Raw genomic sequence first — 19,139 nt, 5'->3', positions numbered from 1 at the left:
TGCCTCAATTTTCGCCGATTGTCACGACGGGCCGTTCCGGATTGTCGACAGTGCGTGTCGATTGAGTCACAGGCATTGGATCGTCGTCCCAATCGAACCAGATATTGCGGACGCGCCGGTAATTGTCCTCGGAGCGATAGAGGATACCTCCATCAAGGCCCAGATCCTCGGCCTCGGCCTCGCCCATCGCCGCGAGCAGGTTGAAGCCAGCGACATAGGCGTTGCGCCGCGCCGACACGAGATCGACCTGCGAGTTGAGCAATTCCTGCTCTGCGTTGAGGATGTCGAGGATCGTGCGCAAACCGACGGAGTTCTCCGCCCTTGTGCCTTCCAGTGCCAGCTCGTTGGCCTCGACCGCGCGCGCCGAAGAGTCGATCACGTCAAGTGCGGCCTGATAGCGGGCGAAGGCCGATCGCACCGTGGCGACGACCTGCCGCTCGGTCTCGACCACGGTTTCCTGCGCCTGGCCGAATCGCGCCTGCGACTGGCGCACCCGCGCCGACGGAGCACCACCCTGATAGATCGGCACAGTGGCCCGAAGGCCGACATTGGCCGTCGTCTCACTCTGCGAGAATTGCGCACCGGCGGTCGCACTGCCCAGCGTGCCGAAGTAATTGTTGTAATTTCCCTGCGCGAAGGCGGAGAGCCTCGGCAGCCGCGACGCTTCGGCAACGTCGATATCACGCCGCGCCGCCTCGACGCGGTAGCGCGACGCCGCAAGCTGCGGGTTGTTGTCGATCGCGATATTCTCGGCCGTCGCCGGAGCATCGGGCAGGTCCGGCAGCGGCGGCGGAGGTTCGAGATTCTCGGGCCATGCGCCGACGAGACGAAGGTAGTTTTCCTCCGAGGCAACGAGCTCGGCCTGGGCGGTTTCGAGCGAACTCCTCGCCAGTTGAAGCCGGGCTTCGGCCTGTGCGACATCGGTGCGCGTCAGGTCGCCGATCTCGAAGCGGTCGCTCGTCGCCTGAAAGTTGGTCGAGAGCACGCGCACCTGGTTGGAATTGAGTTCGACGATGTTGCGGTTGCTGATCACGTCGAGATAGGCGGCGACCACCTGGGTGAACAAATTGGCTTCGGAGGTCCGCAAATCCTCCTGCCCCGCCTCGACCCGCGCCTCGGCCGCGCGAATACCGTTGGCAACGCCGCCGCCCTGATACAGCGGCACTTCGAGCGAAAGCTGCGCCTGGCCTATACGAGACGGCGAGGTAAAGCTGTTCGGCGAACGGCGCACGGCTTCAGTATAGGTTGCGGTGCCGTTCAAGTTCGGGCGTCCGTTGGCGAGCGCCAGCGGCACATTCTCGTCATTGGCACGCTGGCCGGCCCGCGCCGCGTTCAGCGTCGGGTTATACTGATACGCCTGTTGCAGCGCCTCGCGCAGCGTGTCCGCCGGCGCGGCGGCCGGAAGCGCGATCAGCACCGCAGCGATACCCCCGAGAAACGATTGTTTCACGACCCTGCCCCCGCGCATCAGAAAGTAAACGCCTTGGGCTGTTCGAAGCCCGGCAAGGTCGAGGCGAGCGAATCGGCGAAAGACGCCGCGCCGAACGCGCCGCCCTCGCGCCGTCCGAAGAACAGCCGGGATACGCCGTTTTCCAGCACTGCTGCCGTCAGGCGTCCGCCATCGGCCAGTTGTTCGGTGACCGCCTCGGGTATCGTTTCGACCATGCCGTCGATCAGGATGGCGTCATAAGGCGCGCCATCGCTCCAGCCTTGATCGAGCGGGCCTTCGACGACCTCGATCGTATCCGTTCCGGCAAGCAGCTCGCGCGCCCTTGCGGCAAGGCCGGCATCTTCTTCAAGCGCGACGACCGATTTCGCGATGCGCGCGCAGATAGCGGCAGAGTATCCAGTCGCCGCGCCGATGACGAGAACGTGGTCGTCGTCCCGCAGTCCGAGCTCCGCCAGCATCCGCCCCGTCGCCATCGGAAGGTTCATCCGGCGCCCCTCGCCCAGTGGCACGGCCATTTCGGCATAGGCGACGCGGCGACGCTCCTCGGGCACGAAATCTTCGCGCGGCACGGTGGCCATGGCGCGGATCACCCGCATATCGTCCACACCGGTCGTCCGCAGCTGGCTCTCGACCATCGCTTCGCGCATCATCTGGAAATCTAGGCTCATTCGGCGTCTTTCGGCGGCGTATTCGGATAGCGGATTGCAACTGTCTTATCGGCATAACACAGCTGCGTCAACGCTGCCTTCTATCCGGCTTGGTCGCCCGCGCCAAGCCGGTTGCGAGGCGCCGTTCGACGAAAGGGCCGCTATGCTTGACAGACGCAAGGCAAATCCGCATTGCGCGCGCCTTCTGCCGCTTCCGGGGCCCGATGGCGGAGTGGTGACGCAGCGGACTGCAAATCCGTGTACGCCGGTTCGATTCCGGCTCGGGCCTCCATTTTCTGACACTTTCCGGCATTTACCGGGCGTGAAGTTCAGCCATCGTCGCGCTGGGCCCGGCCGAAGCCGCCGCGCGGTCGCTGATCGGCGAGCAACCGCTCAAGCTCCCCATCGGACAGCACGGTATGAAATTCGCAGCCGGCATTCCGGCCGACCGACCACATCGTATCCGCCGCTCGCATCCCGATACTGGGAAGCTGGAGCACGATTCGCTCGCCGCTTTTTAGCGCGCCATCATGCTGGATCTGGCAGCCGCCGCGCGAAATATCGACGATCACGATCCTGCTGGTCTCTTCGGGCTGCGCGGCCAGCCTGAACCGGCGGAACCGGCGCCTTTCTTTCGTCGCCTTCGATAGCATGACGCTGAGCCGAGTATGCATGCGATTCTCCCCGGCTTCACTGTCGACTCGAAATCTCTGGCAATCGTTAACGGATGGAAAGATTTGCGCGGCAGGCGCACATCAGCCTCGTTCGAGCCACCAGCGCTGTTCCCACCCGCGAATCGTGGCCACGGGTTGTCCCTGTTCGTTGCGCGCCGGTTCGTAGCGGAATCGCTCGCGGATCAGGGTGCAGGTGGCCGCGTCCAGCTCGGGGCTGCCGCTGCTACGCATGACCCGGCACTGGGTGACGCGGCCTTCGGCGGAGATATAGACATTGGCGCCCACCGTGCTCCGGGCACAGGCAGTGCGCGCCGCTCTGGGGCAATCGCGCGGCACGATCTCGCCCGCGATCTTGCGTGCCGGCACTGCGGCGAACCCTCCACCCGGTCCGTTGCCGCCGGCGCCGCTGCCCGTTCCCGTTCCCTCGCCACCGGCGCCGGTGCCGGGTCCAGCGATTTCGGCGCCACCTTGGGAAGAGGCGGCGCCGTCATTGGGTTCGGGCGCGGCGTTGACTGGCGATGGGCGTTCGATCGGCGTTGGGGGTGCGACGATTGGAGCAGCTTCGGCGCGCAGGTCGGGCGGTGCGGCCCCGCCTTCCTCCAGATCGTCGGGCGATTCCGCGCTTTCGGGCGGCGGGGCGTCGGCCTGAGGCTGCAATGGGATAAGGGTCATCGTTTCCGACGGTTCGGGCGCGAATGCAACGGTGAGCCCGCGAATCAGCATCCACCCGATCAACGCATGAATCAGGATGGCCGCCGCAATCGAGCGGAATCGCGCCGGATCGACTGAAAACCCCTGATTCATGATGAAGAATATGGACCGCAACGGCTTAACCGTGGGTGATCACGGTTCCGAAAGCCATTCAGCTTTTAAAACCAGCCCATTATCCGTTGAGGCTGATAGTTCGCATCAGCCATCGAACATCGGATCCAATCGTTCCAGGCCCGCTTTGGTCGCAGCGTTCCGCAGTTCGGCGATATTGGGGACAGCCTTGGCTAGATCGTCCGGCGTCGCCTTGACGAAACGCTCCTGCGGCGCCCGGTCCGGTGCGATTCCAATCCAGTCGAAAATCGCCGCCAAAGTCTTCCCTTCGCTGGCCACGAGCGTCTCGTAGTCGAGATCGAACAAAGGGCAATCGGGACGAAAGGCGGCGAGCGCTTTGTCCTCCGCCGCAACCAATGCGAGGGTATCGACAAACTCTTCAGCGTCGAGCGGTGTCGGCGGCAGCGGATCCTCTCCCTTGCGCACGCCCCACATCGCCTTGCCGGTCTCCCGTTCGGACCGCCGGGCGTAGAGTTTCGCGCGTTCCTGCGAGATCGCCACCTTGACGATATTGTCGCGCCGCATCCGCAGGACGGGCAATTCGAGCTCTTCGAACAGCCGTGCCGTGGCATCGCGATCCTCGAGCGCGCGCAACGCATGTTTCGAGCCGATCAGCCGCTCATTCGCCTCCGGCTGGTAAAAACCGCGAAACCAGGCCTCCTGCTTCGCCTTGTCGCGCATCTGGTAGAGCGGTTCGTTGGCGAAGCGGACGGCGCCGCTGTCGAAGGAGCCCTTGATCAGCGACGAGAGCAAGTTGCTCCCCACCCTGCCCCACGGCATCATGATCACCAGCCGCTTCACGTCGTGGCGCGCGGCGCCGCTCCTGCCGAAGAGTTTTGCGATCAGGCTCATGGCGCGCGATAGATATCCGTCAGTTCGGTGAAATAGCGTTCGGCGGAAAAGGTGCGTTCCGCAAAGGCCCGTGCCGCCTGCGCCATCTGGCCCGCCTCGGCGCCATTCGCAAGCCACTCCGCCGTGCGCGTGGCCAGCGCCTCGATATCGCCGGGCGGCACGAGAGCGCCGGTCTCACCGTCGACAAATGTCTCGCCCATCCCGCCGACATCGAATGCGATCACCGGGACGCCGAAAAACTGCGCCTCGACGCACACATTGGGCAGCCCTTCGCTTTTCGAGGTCAACCAGAACACGTCCATGGCCGCGTAATAGTCGCCGACATTCTCCACCTGCCCCGGCATGGTCAGCGCATCGCCGATCCCCGCTTCGGCGAAGCGCGCCGCCGTCTCGGCCTGCAGCGGGCCGTCCCCGACCATCAGGAAGCGGGCACCGGGCAGCGGCGCGGCGAGTGCGATGGCGGCTTCGGCCCAGAGAAGCGGCTGTTTGACGTCATGAAAGCGCATTACTGTCCCGATGACCGGCACATCCTCGCCGATGCCGAGCGCGGCCTTGGCGGCGGCCTTTGGCCGCCCTTGCGGCCAGTCGAAGCCGTTGTAGAGGGTCCGTAGTCGCCGATCGGCTTGGACATTCCACCATTGCGCATAGGCCTTCGCCGCCGCGTCGGCGCAGAAGAGTGGCTGAAAGGCTGGCTGACGTAATAGCGTCCGATAAACGGCGGGAAAACTGTCCGCATAGCCCGTCAGCGACGAGAGCGGCACGACCGGCGTGTGATGGAAATGCACGATCACCTTGGGGCATCCGGCGACCAGCCCGGCAAACGCCGCCAAAACGCCGACCTGGTCGTTCCAAGCATGTATCACGCGCAGGCGCGTCCGCTCGATATGGTCGATGAGCTGCTGCGTGCGCCCGGCGAGATTCGCCGGCAACGCATGCACCTTGTCCCCCGCCGGATAGTTCCGATCGAGGAGCAGAACATCGGCCGCTTTTACTCCCGCCATATCAGCGTAAAATCCGGTCGATCCCGCCTCATCGAATTGCAGCAGAGCCAGATCGACGGCCTCGAATTCGCTGCCCTCGGCATAGTGGCGATATGTCTTTGCCAGCACGCGCTCCATGCCGCCGCAGGCGAGCGAATTACCGACAAGGAGCAGCCGGTCGGTGGGTTCGTAAGAGGGCTCCTCGCTCTCGATCCTCACCGCCAGTCGATCGAACGCCTGCCCAAGCGGATCATCCCAGCCCGCCTCGCTCACGATTGCGCGAAGAGACCGGTCCGGAGCGGACCGCTCGATCGCCCGCCAGCGGCGCAACGCATCATAACCCATTTTCGCGTAGAGCCGGTCGCGGAGCTGGCGCTCGTCGGGATGTTCGGCAGTCGCCTGTTCAAAAGCCTCGCCGGCCCGGATCGCGAGCGAATCGGCCGGATCGATTCCGGCCTTCCCGAGCGCGGCGACGACATGAAGGAGCATTTCCGCCGACGCGTCGCCCTGCAGAATTTTCTCCGCATAGGCGCGAACAGCCCCAAGGCCCCGCTCAGTGCCCAGACGGCGGAATCGGCGGCCGGCAAGCACATGCGACTCCGGAGCTGCCGATTGCGCGGCATCGAGAAGAAACCAGGCAAGTTCGGAATAACCATCGTCGAAGAGCGCGTCGGTGCGGCGCGCAACCTCGCCATGGGTCAGGAAACGCTTGCGCACCAGACCGGCCAGCGACGCCGCCACGGCATCGCCATCCCCATCCGAAAGCATGGCGGCGGCTCGCTCCCGATCATGTGACGTGGCCGCAAAGAATCGCCCGCCTCGTGTTGTCTTGCACGCCAGGGCAAGCGCGGCTTTGCGCGGATAGGCCGTAGGTGACGTCATGGCGTCACCAGCCACTCAAATGACGATGCTCGGCGAGCCATGCCTCCGCCGCCCCGCCGGCGTCATCGCGACGCTTTGCCATGCGATCGCGCGCGGCGGCGACGAGATTCTCGTCGACCCCAGCAGGATTGCAGTCGGTAAGGGCGACAATGCCGTCATAGCGCCCGAGACCGAAAAGCGCGCGGACGACGATTGAAATAGCTTCCGGATCAGCCGCGTCAGGCGTAACATATGCTAATATTCGGTCGAAGGAACGCGCATCAAGTAACTGGTTTATAGAATTATTGTCCCTTCGTTGCGCAGACACAAAGTCCGTGGCCATCTGCTTTGCGCGCGCATCCCTGCTATTCTCAGTCGCAGCGGCAAGTCTTTCGGACGACTGACCGCAATGGGCCAGCGCGTGATCGGCCAGTCCAAAACGCCCGGCGTGGAGCGCGGCCTCGGCGCAACCCTGGGCGGCGATCTCGCCTACCGCACCCTGCCGGAACAAGGCCCGCCACAACCGGCAACCATCGTCCCAGAAACCCAACGCATTCGCGGCGGCCCCTGCCACCACCATTGCGCGTGCCGGCGCCCAGAGCACCATCGCATCACCCGCCGCGTCGGACGCTCGGGATTCGGAAATGTCGCCCAGGCTCGTCATATCGCTACGGCTCTAATCACGGCGAGGGCGACATGCCCACCCCTTCCCGGCCTTAAATGACCGATTAACCTCTGATTTCCCTCTTCTCCCACTGGATTTGCCTTTTGACATCGTTATGGTGTGATCAAGGTCGCACGCCCCGATCAAAATCGGGCAGTACATTCAGCCTAGGCTGTAGAGTTTATGTGCGGGGACCAACCGATGCGCCTTTCATTGTTGCTTGCCGGGCCGCTGGCCGTTGCCGCATCGATCGGTTGCGCCTTACCGGCGACGGCCCAGGAAGCCCGGCCCAGCGTCGCCGACAGCTTCCGGCTGGGCACCAACACCAGCCTGTTCTGCCGTGTCCAGTCCCGCCTGACAGACGATGTCCTCGCGACGATGTTCGATCGCGCCTATTCGATCGTCTGCCGCGACGCGGCGCAGGCCGTGGGACAGGTCTACGCCCTGCGGACCGGCCCGGGCGACTCTTTAGCGCGGGTTACCGCCGGCCGCGACATGCCGGTCGGATGCCAGAGCGAAGAAGAGGCACGGGTCGAGGATATCGGCACGGTTTCGCTCAGTCGCTGTATGCTCACGGCCGAGCCGGTCGCCTATCATGTCTATCGCTGGCGCAGCGGCGATACCGAATATGTCGCTCAAGGACTTGCCGGATACGATTCGGCGCTTCGGCTCGCGCTGAGGAGCATCGTCACCGACCGGATCGTTCCGGGCGAGCTGACGATCGCGACGACCGAATTGGGCGATGCGGCCGCCTTTGCCCGGGTGCAGGCCGGGACGCTCGATCCCGATCAGGCGCTGTCCGAAGGCTATCGGCGCAACAATAGCGGCAATTACGCCGAAGCCGCCGAGTTCTTCGAAACGCTGCTCGTCCGTATGGCCGAAAACGATGCCGGCGATAACGAACGCACCGGCGAATATCTGATCAACCGGGCGCTGCAGCAATCGAACCTCGGACAGTTCGAGGAAGCCGAGGCGACCTATGCCGAGGCTCTCGCCATTCCCAGCGCCAGTCCGACCCAGCTGCGCCTGCGTCGCAATTTCCGCGCGCTGCACCTGCTGAACCAGCGCGATTTCGAAGGCGCGCTGGCCGTGCTCGACGAGGATCTGTCGACATCGATGCGTCAGGGCGAACGTGTCGAAGAGGCGGTGATCAGCGACGATACGGCGAGCGAGATCAACAGCGGCGCGGAGTTCGACCGTCGGCTCGGCGGCGACGAAAGCGAACGTCTTACGGTCACTGAACGCGGGGTGATCCTCGATGCGCAGGCGCAGCAGCTGCGCGGCGCGATCCTCCATCAATTCGGACGCGACGACGAAGCGACGTTCAATCTCGAAGCCGCGCTCGCCGCCATCACGTCGGTGCGCGACGGCCGGGTGCGATCGACCGCACGGCTGCGCGCCCAGGCGCTTTCGGACCTTGCCGCCATCGCCGAGGAAGCAGGCGATTTCGGCAGCGCCGAATCGCGGCTGACGGCTGCAATCTCATTGATGGAGACGACCTATCCGCTGTCCGATGCGACCGCGGCGACACGGGCGCGCTACGGCGCCTTCCTCGCCCGGCGCGACCGCGCGGACGAGGCTCTGGCCGTCTTCGGCAGCATTGTCGCCGAGTATCGCGAGAACGCCGTGACCCGGACCGCGATCGAAAACCGGCTCGCGCCCTATTTCGCGCTGATGCTCGACCAGATGGAGCAGCGCCCCGAGCTTATTTCCGATTTCTTCCTCGCCAGCGAAATTCTGGTGCGGCCCGCGGTTGCCAATACCCAATCGGTCTTCGCCCGCGAACTGAGCGGCGGCAATGACGAAGCGGCGCGGCTGTTCCGCCAGTCGATCACGCTGGCCCGTTCGGTCGAAAGCCTGCGGATCGAGATCGCCCGCCTGCGCGGCAGCGAGGACCCCGGTCGCCATGCGGCCAGGATCGCTGCGGCGGAAGCGGAACTGGCCGACCTGCAGGCCGAGCAAACGCGTACACAGGCCGCGCTTTCCGGTTTCCCGCGCTACCGGGCGCTTTCGACAGCCGCCCTGACGCTGGAAGACCTGCAGGCCATCCTCGAACCGGGGGAAGCCTATTTCAAGCTCAGCGAGGTAGCGGGCGACGTCTACGGTATCTGGGCGACGCGCGACGACGCGCGCGCTTTCCGCGCGGAGATCGACACCGAAACGCTGGCGGCGCGGGTCGACGACATTCGCGAGAGCATCTCGACGCTCGAGGGACGGCGGCGCGTGACCTATCCCTTCAATGTCGGCCTGTCCTATCAGCTGTTCACCGAGATCATAGGGCCGGTCGCGGCCGATCTCGCCGCGATCGACCATCTGATCTTCGAGCCCGACGGCGCGATGCTGCGCCTGCCGCTCAACCTGCTCGTCACCGACGATGCGGCGCTGAACGCCTATGAGCAGCGGCTCGGCACGGCAGGCAACGATGAATATGATTTCCGCGGGATCCGCTGGCTCGGCCGTGGCCGGGCGGTGAGTACATCGCTTTCCGCGCGCGGGTTTCGCGACGTCCGCAACCTTGCGCCATCGGCGGCCTCCCGCGCCTATCTCGGCTTCGGTGAAAATGCGGAGCCTCCGTCCAACCTCAACCGCGCTTCGAACAGCGCGACGCCCTTCGCCACCCGCTGCCGCTGGCCGCTTTCGGTCTGGCAGCGCCCGGTCGCGGCCGACGAGCTGGTCGCGGCGCGCAATGCCGTTGGCCAGCAAGGGTCGGAAATCGTGACCGGCCCGGCCTTCAACGATGTTGCAATTACCGACCGGTCCGACCTGAACGAATTTCGCATCATCCATTTCGCGACCCACGGGCTTGTTACCCAGGCGCGATCGAGCTGTCCGCCCGAACCTTCGCTTGTCACCTCCTTCGCGCCAACCGAGACATCCGACGGGCTGCTTACCTTCGGCGATATCTTCGATCTGAAGCTCGATGCGGACCTCGTCATCCTGTCGGCCTGCGATACCGCCAGCGCCGCCGGCGTCACGGCATCGCAGGAAGCCGGTGTGACCGGCGGCGATTCGGCGCTCGACGGGCTCGTCCGCGCTTTTGTCGGTGCGGGGACCCGCACGGTCGTTGCCAGCCACTGGCCCGTGCCGGACGATTTCCAGGCAACGCAGCGGCTGATCTCCGGCATGTTCCGGGCCGCTGACGGGGGCGATCTGGGCGACGCCCTGCTCCGCGCGCAAACCGCGTTGATGGACGACGCGCAGACGTCGCATCCCTATTACTGGTCGGGCTTCGCGATTATCGGCGATGCCGGGCAAAGGGTGGTTTCGGCGGACTAATGGCTACCGTTGCACCCGATCTTCCAGCATCGAACCCAAGGGAACGGTCGCAATCCGGCCTGCGCAGCCGCCTGCGGCGCCTCTACAGCGATGTGAAGCTCGGCCGGCTGCTGGCGACGGTATTCTTCGTCGTCGCGGCCCTGCTGATTGCACGATACAGCTGGTCGCTGCCCTTCATGCAGGATGTAGAGCGCGTCCTCTACGATGTCCGTGCCACCTATGCGATGGAGCGGGTGGAAGAGGATGAGCGGATTTCGATCGTCGTCTACGATTCGGATACGCTCTTCAACACCGGCATCCGCTCCCCCGTCGATCGGGAAATCATGGCGCAGGCGTTGACGAACCTCGATGCCATGAACCCGCGCGCGATCGCCATCGATATCCTATACGACATGCCGACCGAGAATGACGAGATGCTGGTCGAAGCGCTGCGCGGCATGGAGACCCCGACCCATGTCGGCTATCTGACGCTCGAACATAATCCCAACGAACTGGAAGCGCAGCACGAAGAGTTCCTTGGCGAATTCTTCGATCGGATCAACACCGAGCGCGTTGGCCCGACCAGCGTCCGCCTTCTCACCGATACCGACGACGTGATCCGCAGCTGGCCCGACCAGCCCGACGGCCTGCCGCCGCTGATGGCCAATTCGCTCGCGCCCGGCCATGACGAATGGCGCGACTATCGCGGCAGCATCGAGCTGCGCCGTCCGCTCTATCAGGACGGTGTGCTGTTCACCCAGCTGCCGATCGATTTCTTTGCCGATCCGATGCTGGCGGAGAGTTTTCGGCCCTTTATCGAAGGCCGCTACATCTTCATCGGCAGCGACCTTCCCGATGTCGACCGCTTCCAGACGCCGGTGTCGCGCATCACCGGCGGCACGGTGCACGGCGTCGCGATCCACGCGCTGCTCATGGCGCAGATGCTCGACGGCAATATGTATACACCAGTACCGCCCGTCATGCTCTGGCTGATCGCGCTTGTCGTCGTTCTGGCGGCGGCGGCGACGAGCCTTTCCGAGGTGAAACTGTGGCGCATGGGCCTGCTCATCCTCGTCCAGTTTGCGATCTTCGCGCTGCTGCCCTGGTATCTGCATACCCAGTTCATCGATTCGCAGGACATGCCGGTCATGGGCTGGCTGGTCGGCTGGCTGATCGCGTTCATCGCCGTCGGGTCCGCTGCACGCTCGATCGGTGCGGAGAAGCGCGAATATGTCACCGGCGCGCTCGGCAAATATCTTCCCGGCGACGTCGCCGATCAATTGCTCGCCGATCCCGACATGCTAGCGCTGCACGGCGAAAAGCGGCCGATCTACGCGCTGTTCACCGATCTCGAAGGCTTCACCAAGCTCAGCCACGCCATCGAGCCGGAAATGGTGGCGCAGCTGCTCAACAGCTATCTCGACCTGCTCGTCGAGCAGGTGCTCGAACATGGCGGTACACTCGACAAGTTCGTCGGCGATGCAGTCGTCGCCTTTTGGGGTGCGCCGATCACGCGCCCCGACGATGCCGACCGGGCGGCGAAGTGCGCCGTCGCCATGTGGGAAGCGAGCGAGAAATGGCGGCAAGAGGCCCCCGAAGGCGTACCGAAAATCGGCCGTACCCGGGTCGGCCTGCATTATGGCGAGGCCGTGGTCGGCAATTTCGGCGGCGTGGAGCGCATCCAGTATACCGCGCTCGGCGACGCGATGAACACGGCCGCCCGGCTCGAGGGCGCGAACAAATATCTCGACACGGTTATCCTCGCGAGCGGCGAGGCGGTTGCGAATGTGAAGGAGGTGCCTTTCCGGCCCGTCGGGCGCGTCACGCTGTCGGGGAGGTCGACGCCTGTGGAGATTTTCGAACCTGTGCTACCCGTCACGGCAGGTTCAGCCGAACAGATCGATACTCTCTATCGTCAATTTGAAGAAGGCGACCTGAAGGCGCGCGACGCCCTGGCTGCGCTGGCCCGCGAGAACGAAGCGGATACCGCACTCGCCAATTTCGTCGAGCGCCTGAAGGCAATAAAACCGGGAGAAAGTTATGTTTTCGAGAACAAGTAGAACGCTGAAATATGCCCTTGCCGGCGCAGCGCTGGCGGCCATGAGCGGCACGGCGATGGCCGATGTCGTGGTTACTGCGTCTCATGGCGCAGCCGCTCGCGATTATCCCCGCGGCACCCGGCTTCGCGACAACCAGTCCGTCACCCTGGGAAGTGGGAGCGTTGTCACCGTTCTTACCGATTCCGGAACCCGCCGCTGGCGCGGCCCGGGCCGTTTTTCGGCAAGCCAGGGCCGGCAGGCCGGGGGTTCGTTGAACGCCAGCAGCAATGTCCGGGCGGGTATCACACGTGGCGCCGACTCGCCCTTTCCGGGAGTGTGGGATGTCGTGGCGAACGAGGACGGGCCCTTTTGTTACGCTACCGGTGCAGCCGTCGGAATCTGGCGGCCGACAAACCAGACGGACCAAATGGTGACCATCACCGGCCCCAACGGGCAGAGCGAAACGGTTACGATCGGAACTGATTTCTATAGCGTTGCATGGCCCGTCACCGTGGCGGCAGTCGATGGTGCGGAATATCGCGTACAACTGCAGGGCGAAGAGCCGGTTACCGTGCGCTTCGTCGAACTGGAAACCGCTTCGGAAAACACCATCGATGTGGCGACCGCGCTGGGTAGTCAAGAATGCTTCAGCCAGTTGCAGACCCTGGCCGATATGATTGACGAATCGGGCGATGCGGATGCGTCGAGTGACTGAGCGATCTTGTTGGGGCGCAAGAGCATGAACCGAAACGCGATCGGCTCAACGGCCCTCGCCGTACCGCCGATCGCCTTCGATCGATCCGTTGCAGGCGGTCCCGACGATATCGTCGAGACCGCCGCCGCATTGGGCGAATGCGAATGTAAGGGCCAGCTGGAGGCGCTCCGGCGCGTGCCGGAGAAGACCGGCGATTGATCGCGCCGGCAAACAGGGATGAACATGACAGGGGCGAAAACAGCGAAATTTGCGATTGCGGGAGCGGCGGTCCTGATCCCGGCGCTCGCTGCGGCGCAAACGGCAACGCAGGCCGGTCCGACGCGCGAAGAGATACGGCGCGACAACCTGACCGGACAGATCGATCAGCCGCGTCAGGGCGCGGCGGTTTCCGGCGATATCGAACGCGCCCCCTGCCCCCTTGCCCAGCCGCGCTTCGAAGGTATCACCTTCACCCTGCGTGACGTCGTCTTTGGCAATGACAGCGTCATTCCGGCCGAGCGCCTGCGCCCGGCATGGACCGGCTATGTCGGCCAGACCGTGCCGCTCTCCGTCATCTGCGACATCCGCGATCGGGCCGCCACGATCATCCGCAGCGAAGGTTATCTCGCCTCGGTCCAGGTCCCGCCCCAGGAGATCGGCGATGACGGCATCGTCCGGATGGACCTGCTGACGGCGCGCGTGTCTCGTGTGCAGGTGCGCGGCGATCCCGGCAATTCGGAAGGCACGGTCCAGTCCTATCTCCAGCCGCTGATCGATCAGCCCGCCTTCAACCAGCGCGAGGCGGAGCGGCAGTTGCTGCTGATGCGCACCCTGCCCGGCTATGATTCCCGGCTGACGCTGCGCCCCAGCGATACGCCGGGCGAAGTCATCGGCGACGTCATCATCGACCGGACGAAATATGTCCTCGAAGGCAGCGTACAGAATTACGGGCCGCGCTCCTCGGGCCGTTTCGGCGGCCAGATTCGCGCGCAGATCAACGACGTCACGGGCCTGGGCGATCAGACGTCGATCGGCTTCTATTCGACGGCCGATTTCGACGAAGCGCTCGTGCTCACCGTGGCACATGATTTCGCGCTGGGCGGCAGCGGCGCCCGGCTCGGCGGCGAGTTCACCTATGCGTGGAACGATCCCACCATCGCCGGACAGAGCCCGTTCGATACCGAGACGCTGATCGCCAGCGGCTGGCTGCGCTATCCCTTCCTTCTCGACCAAGGGACACAGATCATCGGCTCCACGGGATTCGACGTGATCGATCAGGATATCGAGTTCGGCGGCGTGCTGCTCAATCGCGACCGGATCCGCGTCGCCTATACCCGCGTCGACATGGGCTTCACCGACCGGGCGAGCATCGAAGGCTATCGCGGCTTCAGCGCGCAAGAACCGCGCTGGCGCGCCGGGCTCTCTGCCGAACTGCGGCAGGGAATCGACGTCTTCGGCGCGACCGAACGCGGCTTCCTGCCCGGCGGCGTTTCACAGACGCGCGTTGCCGGCCGGTCGGACGCGACGGTCATCCGGCTCGAAGGTTTCGCCGAACTCCGCCCGCAGCCCGGCCTTGCCTTCGTCTTCCTCCCGCGCGCACAACTCGCCTTCGATCCGCTGCTCTCCTATGAGGAATTTTCGGCCGGCAACTATACGGTCGGCCGCGGCTACGATCCCGGCGCAATCATCGGCGATAGCGGCATCGGCTTCCGCTACGAGATCCAGGGCGGCAGCCTCGTCCCGCGCACCCGCAACGATCTCGCCTGGCAGGCCTATGGTTTCTTCGACGCCGCCTGGATCGAAAATGACGATCCGCCCGCCTTCAACCCCGTTCGCGCCGACAGCATCTATTCCGCCGGCTTCGGCGTTCGCGGCGTATGGGGCGATCGCGGCCGCTTCGACGTCGCCCTCGCCGTGCCGCTCCGCCGCACGGACCTCCAGACGGAAACGCCCGATGTGCGGCTGCTCGCATCGGTAACGCTTCGCTTTGCGCAATAAGATATGATAAAAGAAACACATAACCGGTCGCGCAACCACCACTCGATCACGGGAACAGGTCATGCGTAACGATTCCGGCAGAGTTTCAAGCCGACAGCAACGCCGTCTCTGGCTCCTTGCCGGGTCGGCCATCGTCAGTGCGGCAAGCTATGGTGGCCCGGCGGCGGCACAGATGCACGGCGACGCCCGCCCGCCGATGATGGCAGAGAACGAACCGCATATGCGCTCGCCCGGCATGCGCGGCGAGAACCGGCCGCATGTCCGCGCGCCCGAGATGCGCGCCGTCAACATTCCGCACCAAAATGTGGGCCGCCCCGTCCTTTCTGGCGCAAGCCAGCCTCAATTGCCGCCGGTCACGATGGTCATCGAGAACCAGCCGCAACTCGTGCCCACGGCCCCCACCGGCACCCACCAGCCGCAGGCGACCACGATCGTCGGCAACCAGCCGCAAGCATTCACACCGATCCCGAATGGCGTTCAGGCCGATGTCACGCTGGTTTCGGGAACCGTGAACGATCCGAATGTTCGCGTTACGACGTCGATACCGGGTACGGGCGGGCTGCGCGACACGATCACCGTTTCGTCTGACACGGTCATTCTGAACTGGTCCCCCGTCGATACCGATGTCGGCGGCGGAAGCATCGATTTCCTCCCCGCCGACAACGCGCTGACCTTTCAACGCGACAATGCCGATTTCACCGTCCTCAACCGCATTATTCCAACCGATCTCAATCGCCCGGTGCAATTCAACGGGTTGGTCGAAAGCTTCACCGACACCAATGTCGTCGGCGGAACGCTCTGGTTCTACAGCCCCGGCGGCATCGTCATCGGATCGGGCGCGCAGTTCGATATCGGCAGCCTGCTGCTGACGAGCACCGATATCGATACGAGCGGCGACCTTCTGGGTGGCGGATCGCAGATCCGGCTGACCGGAACGGCGGGCGGCGGCAGCGTCGTCGTCGAAAACGGCGCCACGATCAACGCGAACACGAACGCGGCGAGCTACGTTGCGATGGTCGCGCCTCTGGTGAACCAGGGCGGCACCGTGCAGGTCGACGGATCGGCCGCCTATGTCGGCGCGCAGCAGGCGACGCTGACGATCGACAACGGCCTGTTCGACATCGCCGTTACCGCCGGCACGACCGACGCCAATGGCGTGATCCACACCGGAACCACCGCCGGACCATCCTCCGCACCGACGTTCAGCGGCGTGACCGGCAACGTAACCAACGCCGATGCGCAGGCGATCTACATGGTCGCCGTGCCGCAAAACGATGCCATCACGATGCTCGTCAGTGGCAATGTCGGATATCAGGCGGCGGCAAGCGCGAACATCGTCAACGGCACCGTAGTCCTCAGTGCCGGTGCCGATGTATCGAGCACAGTGCCCACGACCGGCACGTCCGCCACCCCGAGCTTCACCTTAGATCGCGCTGGCGCCGCGGGTTCGGCCAGCATTGCTCTCGGGCCGACGATTTTCACCTCCGATACCAACGCCTTCGCCTCGGACACGATCACGCTGACGACCGGCGCGGTTACCGATTTCATCGTCGTCGGCAGCGGCATCGGCGCGCAAAGCCTGAGCCTCGACGCGTTCAACCGGATCGACATCAACGCCAGCGGCGGCGGCATCATCGGGGCCAGCGGCGATGTGAACCTGCGTGCCGGCAACGGCGCGACCGGCGGAACGATCAATATAACGGCGGACCAGAACGGTTTCACCGACGATATCATTTCGGGCCTGCTCGTCACGGGCAATCTGAACGTGGATGTCGGCGCGGCGGGCGCCGACGATTTCTTCACGGTGCGCAACAACGGGAATACCGGCATCGGCGAGGATGCCGTCGGCGGCAGCATCAATGTCAACGTCACGGGGCGCGGCGACATCGTCGTTCTCGGCAATGCGCAATTCCTGGCCGGAGCGCAGGGCGGCAAGGGCGAGATCCAGAACGGATCGGGCCAGGGCGGCGACGTCACCCTCTCGATCGACAGCGGGACGTTTAACGTTTCCGGTTCGACGACGATCGACACCAGCGTGCTTTCCGCGCAATCCGGCAAGATCGGGGGCAACGGCCCCGGCGAGATCGGCAGCGACAGTATTGCTGGCGATGTGACCCTGAATCTTTCCGGCGGCACCTTCAGCTCGAGCGGAATGACGATCAATGCACGCGCGGAGGCATCGAGCGGCGATAACAACGCGACCGTGCAGAGTAACGACGCAGCCGGCGGCAACATCGCCTTCAATGTGACGGGCGCCGCAGGTTCATCAGGGCACTCGCCGGGATCGCTGGGCATCGATGCATCGGCCACGGCCGCCAATTCCATCGACGCCGATGGCGACGAGGAGGTGGGCATCGCCACTTTCGGCAGCCTGTCGTTCGACGTTTCCGGCGGAGCGCTCAATACGAATTCGATCTTCGCCACATTGGCAGCGCGAGGCGCGGCCCCAGCATTGACCGATCCCGTCTTTTCCGTGGCGATCGGAAGTGGCGCCGCGATGGATGTCGACGGCACGCTCGACATCGTCGTTTCGACGACAAACGGACGGGTCGACACCGTATCGCACGGCGGCGACGTCTCGATCCTCGCCGATGGCGGCGATTTCACCTTCAGCGACATGTTTCTCGATACCGGCGCATCGGCGGGCGGCTCCTTCGCCAATTCGGGCGAAGGCCAGGACTTTGTGGGCGGCGATATCTCGCTCATCGCCCAAAATGGCGGCTCGATCGCTTCCGATCCCAACGGCTTCCATTTCCTGACCACCGCTGCGCTCGGCAACGGCGCGACGGCGGGCGACGGCACCGGCGGCAATATCCTCTTCAACGCGATCGACGGCACCATCTCGTTCGATGGTTTCCTCTTCATCGACGCCAGCGGCCAGGGCGGGGTCCGCGGAAGCGGAGCCGGTGCCGACGATATCGGCATCGGGCGCGGCGGCATGGTCACGTTCCGCGTCGAAGGCGATTCAGGGGTGATGAACTTGGGGGACGTGTTCCTGGACGCGGATGGATCGATTTTCTTCGATGTCGAAGGCGGGGCCATCGATTTCAGCGGCATCGGAGGCAACGGCTTCGGCGGCAGCATCGTTTTCGACATGCTCGGCGGGACCTTCACCGCCGGCAATCTGGACGTCAGTGCGAACGGCCTGGGCGGGCAAGGCGGCAATGTGCCGCCTGGCGGCGGCGGGCCCATCGTCGCCAATATTGCCGATGATCTGCGGAGTCCGAGCGGACGACCACTATCCAGGCCGGAAGAGCGGGCCCAGATGGGCGTTTCGGCGGGTGACGGTGGCGACGGCGTGGCCGGAGACGTCACGTTCAACCTGACTTCGGGCAATATGACCGTCAGCAACCTAACCATTTCCGCCAATGGATTCGGCGGATCGGGCGGCAATGGCGATGTGGACAGCGGGACATTCGGCGGGACTGGTGGCGACGGGTTCGGCGGCAGCGCAACGTTCAACGGCACCGCCGGCACTCTGACGGTCACGAACACGCTGACCATAGCGGCAAGCGGAAATTCCGAATTCGGTGGTTCCGAGGGCGGCTTTTCCGAAGGATCGGATGGCGGCCAGGGCGGCAACGGCTTCGGCGGCACGGCGACCTTCAATCTCGACGGGACGTCGACGATCAACGCGAATGCCATCGTCGTCAGCGCGCAGGGATTTGGCGGCGACGGCGGCTCGTCGAACGTCAACAACAATGGCAGCGGTTTCGATCCCTCCGGCAATGGCGGCGGCGGCGGTACCGGCACCGGCGGGACGGCGACATTCAACGATGTCGCCGGAACGCTGATCTTCAACACGCTGACGTTGACGGCGGCCGCCACCGGCGGTGATGGCGGGAGCGCCCTGGGCCTGTCCGTCGGGCAAGCCACCGGGATCGGCGGCGATGGCGGCGACGCACAGGGGGGTACGGCGACGATCAACCTCGGGCAGAATGACGCAACGGTGCCCGACTACACCGTATCGGCCAACGCCACGGGCGGCGCGGGCGGCGCCGGCAATCCGGGCGGCGATGGCGGCGACGGCACGGGCGGAAGGGCGGAGATCATCGCCAATGGCATTTCGGTTTCGCTCGACAATTCCACGATCACGGCGACCGGAACGGGCGGCGCCGGCGGTCTTCCCGACGCCATCACCGGCGCCGGCGGAAACGGCGGAAACGGCACCGGTGGTACGGCCCGCATCGAGGCGATCGGAGC

13 protein-coding genes and 1 tRNA gene are annotated in these 19,139 nt (G+C 64.8%); 7 read left to right on the top strand and 7 right to left on the bottom strand.

The window, feature by feature from the left end; translation table 11 throughout:
- Positions 1-4: 4 nt before the first annotated feature.
- On the bottom strand, positions 5-1,450 hold the full coding sequence (locus tag Q0139_RS09290) for a TolC family outer membrane protein (RefSeq protein ID WP_298020580.1): 1,446 nt from the start codon (positions 1,448-1,450) through the stop codon (positions 5-7).
- A 17-nt stretch (positions 1,451-1,467) separates the two neighbouring features.
- Complete coding sequence (locus Q0139_RS09285; protein ID WP_298020577.1) at positions 1,468-2,118, bottom strand: protein-L-isoaspartate O-methyltransferase; 651 nt, start codon at positions 2,116-2,118, stop codon at positions 1,468-1,470.
- 197 nt (positions 2,119-2,315) lie between these two features.
- Between Q0139_RS09285 and Q0139_RS09280 the strand changes: the two genes are divergently transcribed.
- Positions 2,316-2,389: transfer RNA gene (locus Q0139_RS09280), tRNA-Cys, on the top strand.
- 37 nt (positions 2,390-2,426) lie between these two features.
- Here Q0139_RS09280 and Q0139_RS09275 read toward each other — a convergent pair.
- The 5 genes from Q0139_RS09275 to Q0139_RS09255 all read right to left on the bottom strand — a co-directional run bounded on the left by Q0139_RS09275 (position 2,427) and on the right by Q0139_RS09255 (position 6,893).
- Positions 2,427-2,771, bottom strand: coding sequence for a PilZ domain-containing protein (locus Q0139_RS09275; protein ID WP_298020575.1), 345 nt, complete (start codon positions 2,769-2,771; stop codon positions 2,427-2,429).
- 81 nt (positions 2,772-2,852) lie between these two features.
- Complete coding sequence (locus Q0139_RS09270) at positions 2,853-3,575, bottom strand: energy transducer TonB (RefSeq protein ID WP_298020572.1); 723 nt, start codon at positions 3,573-3,575, stop codon at positions 2,853-2,855.
- 105 nt (positions 3,576-3,680) lie between these two features.
- A complete protein-coding gene (locus tag Q0139_RS09265; RefSeq protein ID WP_298020569.1) occupies positions 3,681-4,445 on the bottom strand; it encodes a hypothetical protein in 765 nt (254 codons plus the stop codon).
- On the bottom strand, positions 4,442-6,193 hold the full coding sequence (locus Q0139_RS09260) for a glycosyltransferase (protein WP_298020565.1): 1,752 nt from the start codon (positions 6,191-6,193) through the stop codon (positions 4,442-4,444). The genes Q0139_RS09265 and Q0139_RS09260 overlap by 4 nt, the downstream gene beginning before the upstream one ends.
- 118 nt (positions 6,194-6,311) lie before the next feature.
- Entirely contained in the window at positions 6,312-6,893 is a 582-nt protein-coding gene (locus Q0139_RS09255; protein WP_298020562.1) for a hypothetical protein, read from the bottom strand.
- Positions 6,894-7,151: 258 nt separating this feature from the next.
- Here Q0139_RS09255 and Q0139_RS09250 point away from each other — a divergent pair, with 258 nt between their 5' ends.
- The 6 genes from Q0139_RS09250 to Q0139_RS09225 form a co-directional block, all read left to right on the top strand.
- The gene (locus Q0139_RS09250) at positions 7,152-10,226 is read left to right on the top strand and encodes a CHAT domain-containing tetratricopeptide repeat protein (protein ID WP_298020559.1); all 3,075 of its coding nucleotides are present in this window, start codon (positions 7,152-7,154) and stop codon (positions 10,224-10,226) included.
- A complete protein-coding gene (locus Q0139_RS09245; protein WP_298020556.1) occupies positions 10,226-12,265 on the top strand; it encodes an adenylate/guanylate cyclase domain-containing protein in 2,040 nt (679 codons plus the stop codon). Before Q0139_RS09250 ends, Q0139_RS09245 begins: the two co-directional genes overlap by 1 nt.
- The gene (locus Q0139_RS09240) at positions 12,246-12,959 is read left to right on the top strand and encodes a hypothetical protein (RefSeq protein WP_298020553.1); all 714 of its coding nucleotides are present in this window, start codon (positions 12,246-12,248) and stop codon (positions 12,957-12,959) included. The genes Q0139_RS09245 and Q0139_RS09240 overlap by 20 nt, the downstream gene beginning before the upstream one ends.
- 24 nt (positions 12,960-12,983) lie before the next feature.
- Positions 12,984-13,157, top strand: a complete 174-nt coding sequence (locus Q0139_RS09235; protein ID WP_298020550.1) for a hypothetical protein — start codon at positions 12,984-12,986, stop codon at positions 13,155-13,157.
- A gap of 24 nt (positions 13,158-13,181) precedes the next feature.
- Positions 13,182-14,936: a ShlB/FhaC/HecB family hemolysin secretion/activation protein gene (locus tag Q0139_RS09230; protein WP_298020547.1), complete on the top strand. Its 1,755-nt coding sequence runs from the start codon at positions 13,182-13,184 to the stop codon at positions 14,934-14,936.
- A gap of 61 nt (positions 14,937-14,997) precedes the next feature.
- Positions 14,998-19,139: beta strand repeat-containing protein (locus Q0139_RS09225; RefSeq protein ID WP_367180738.1), on the top strand; the 4,142-nt coding region annotated here is incomplete at its 3' end.

The sequence above is a fragment of the uncultured Parasphingopyxis sp. genome (assembly GCF_937129435.1).
In the GTDB taxonomy this organism is placed as follows: Bacteria; Pseudomonadota; Alphaproteobacteria; order Sphingomonadales; family Sphingomonadaceae; genus Parasphingopyxis.
The sequence above is the reverse complement of the archived record's forward strand: the minus strand, read 5'-3'. Positions and strand labels throughout refer to the sequence as shown.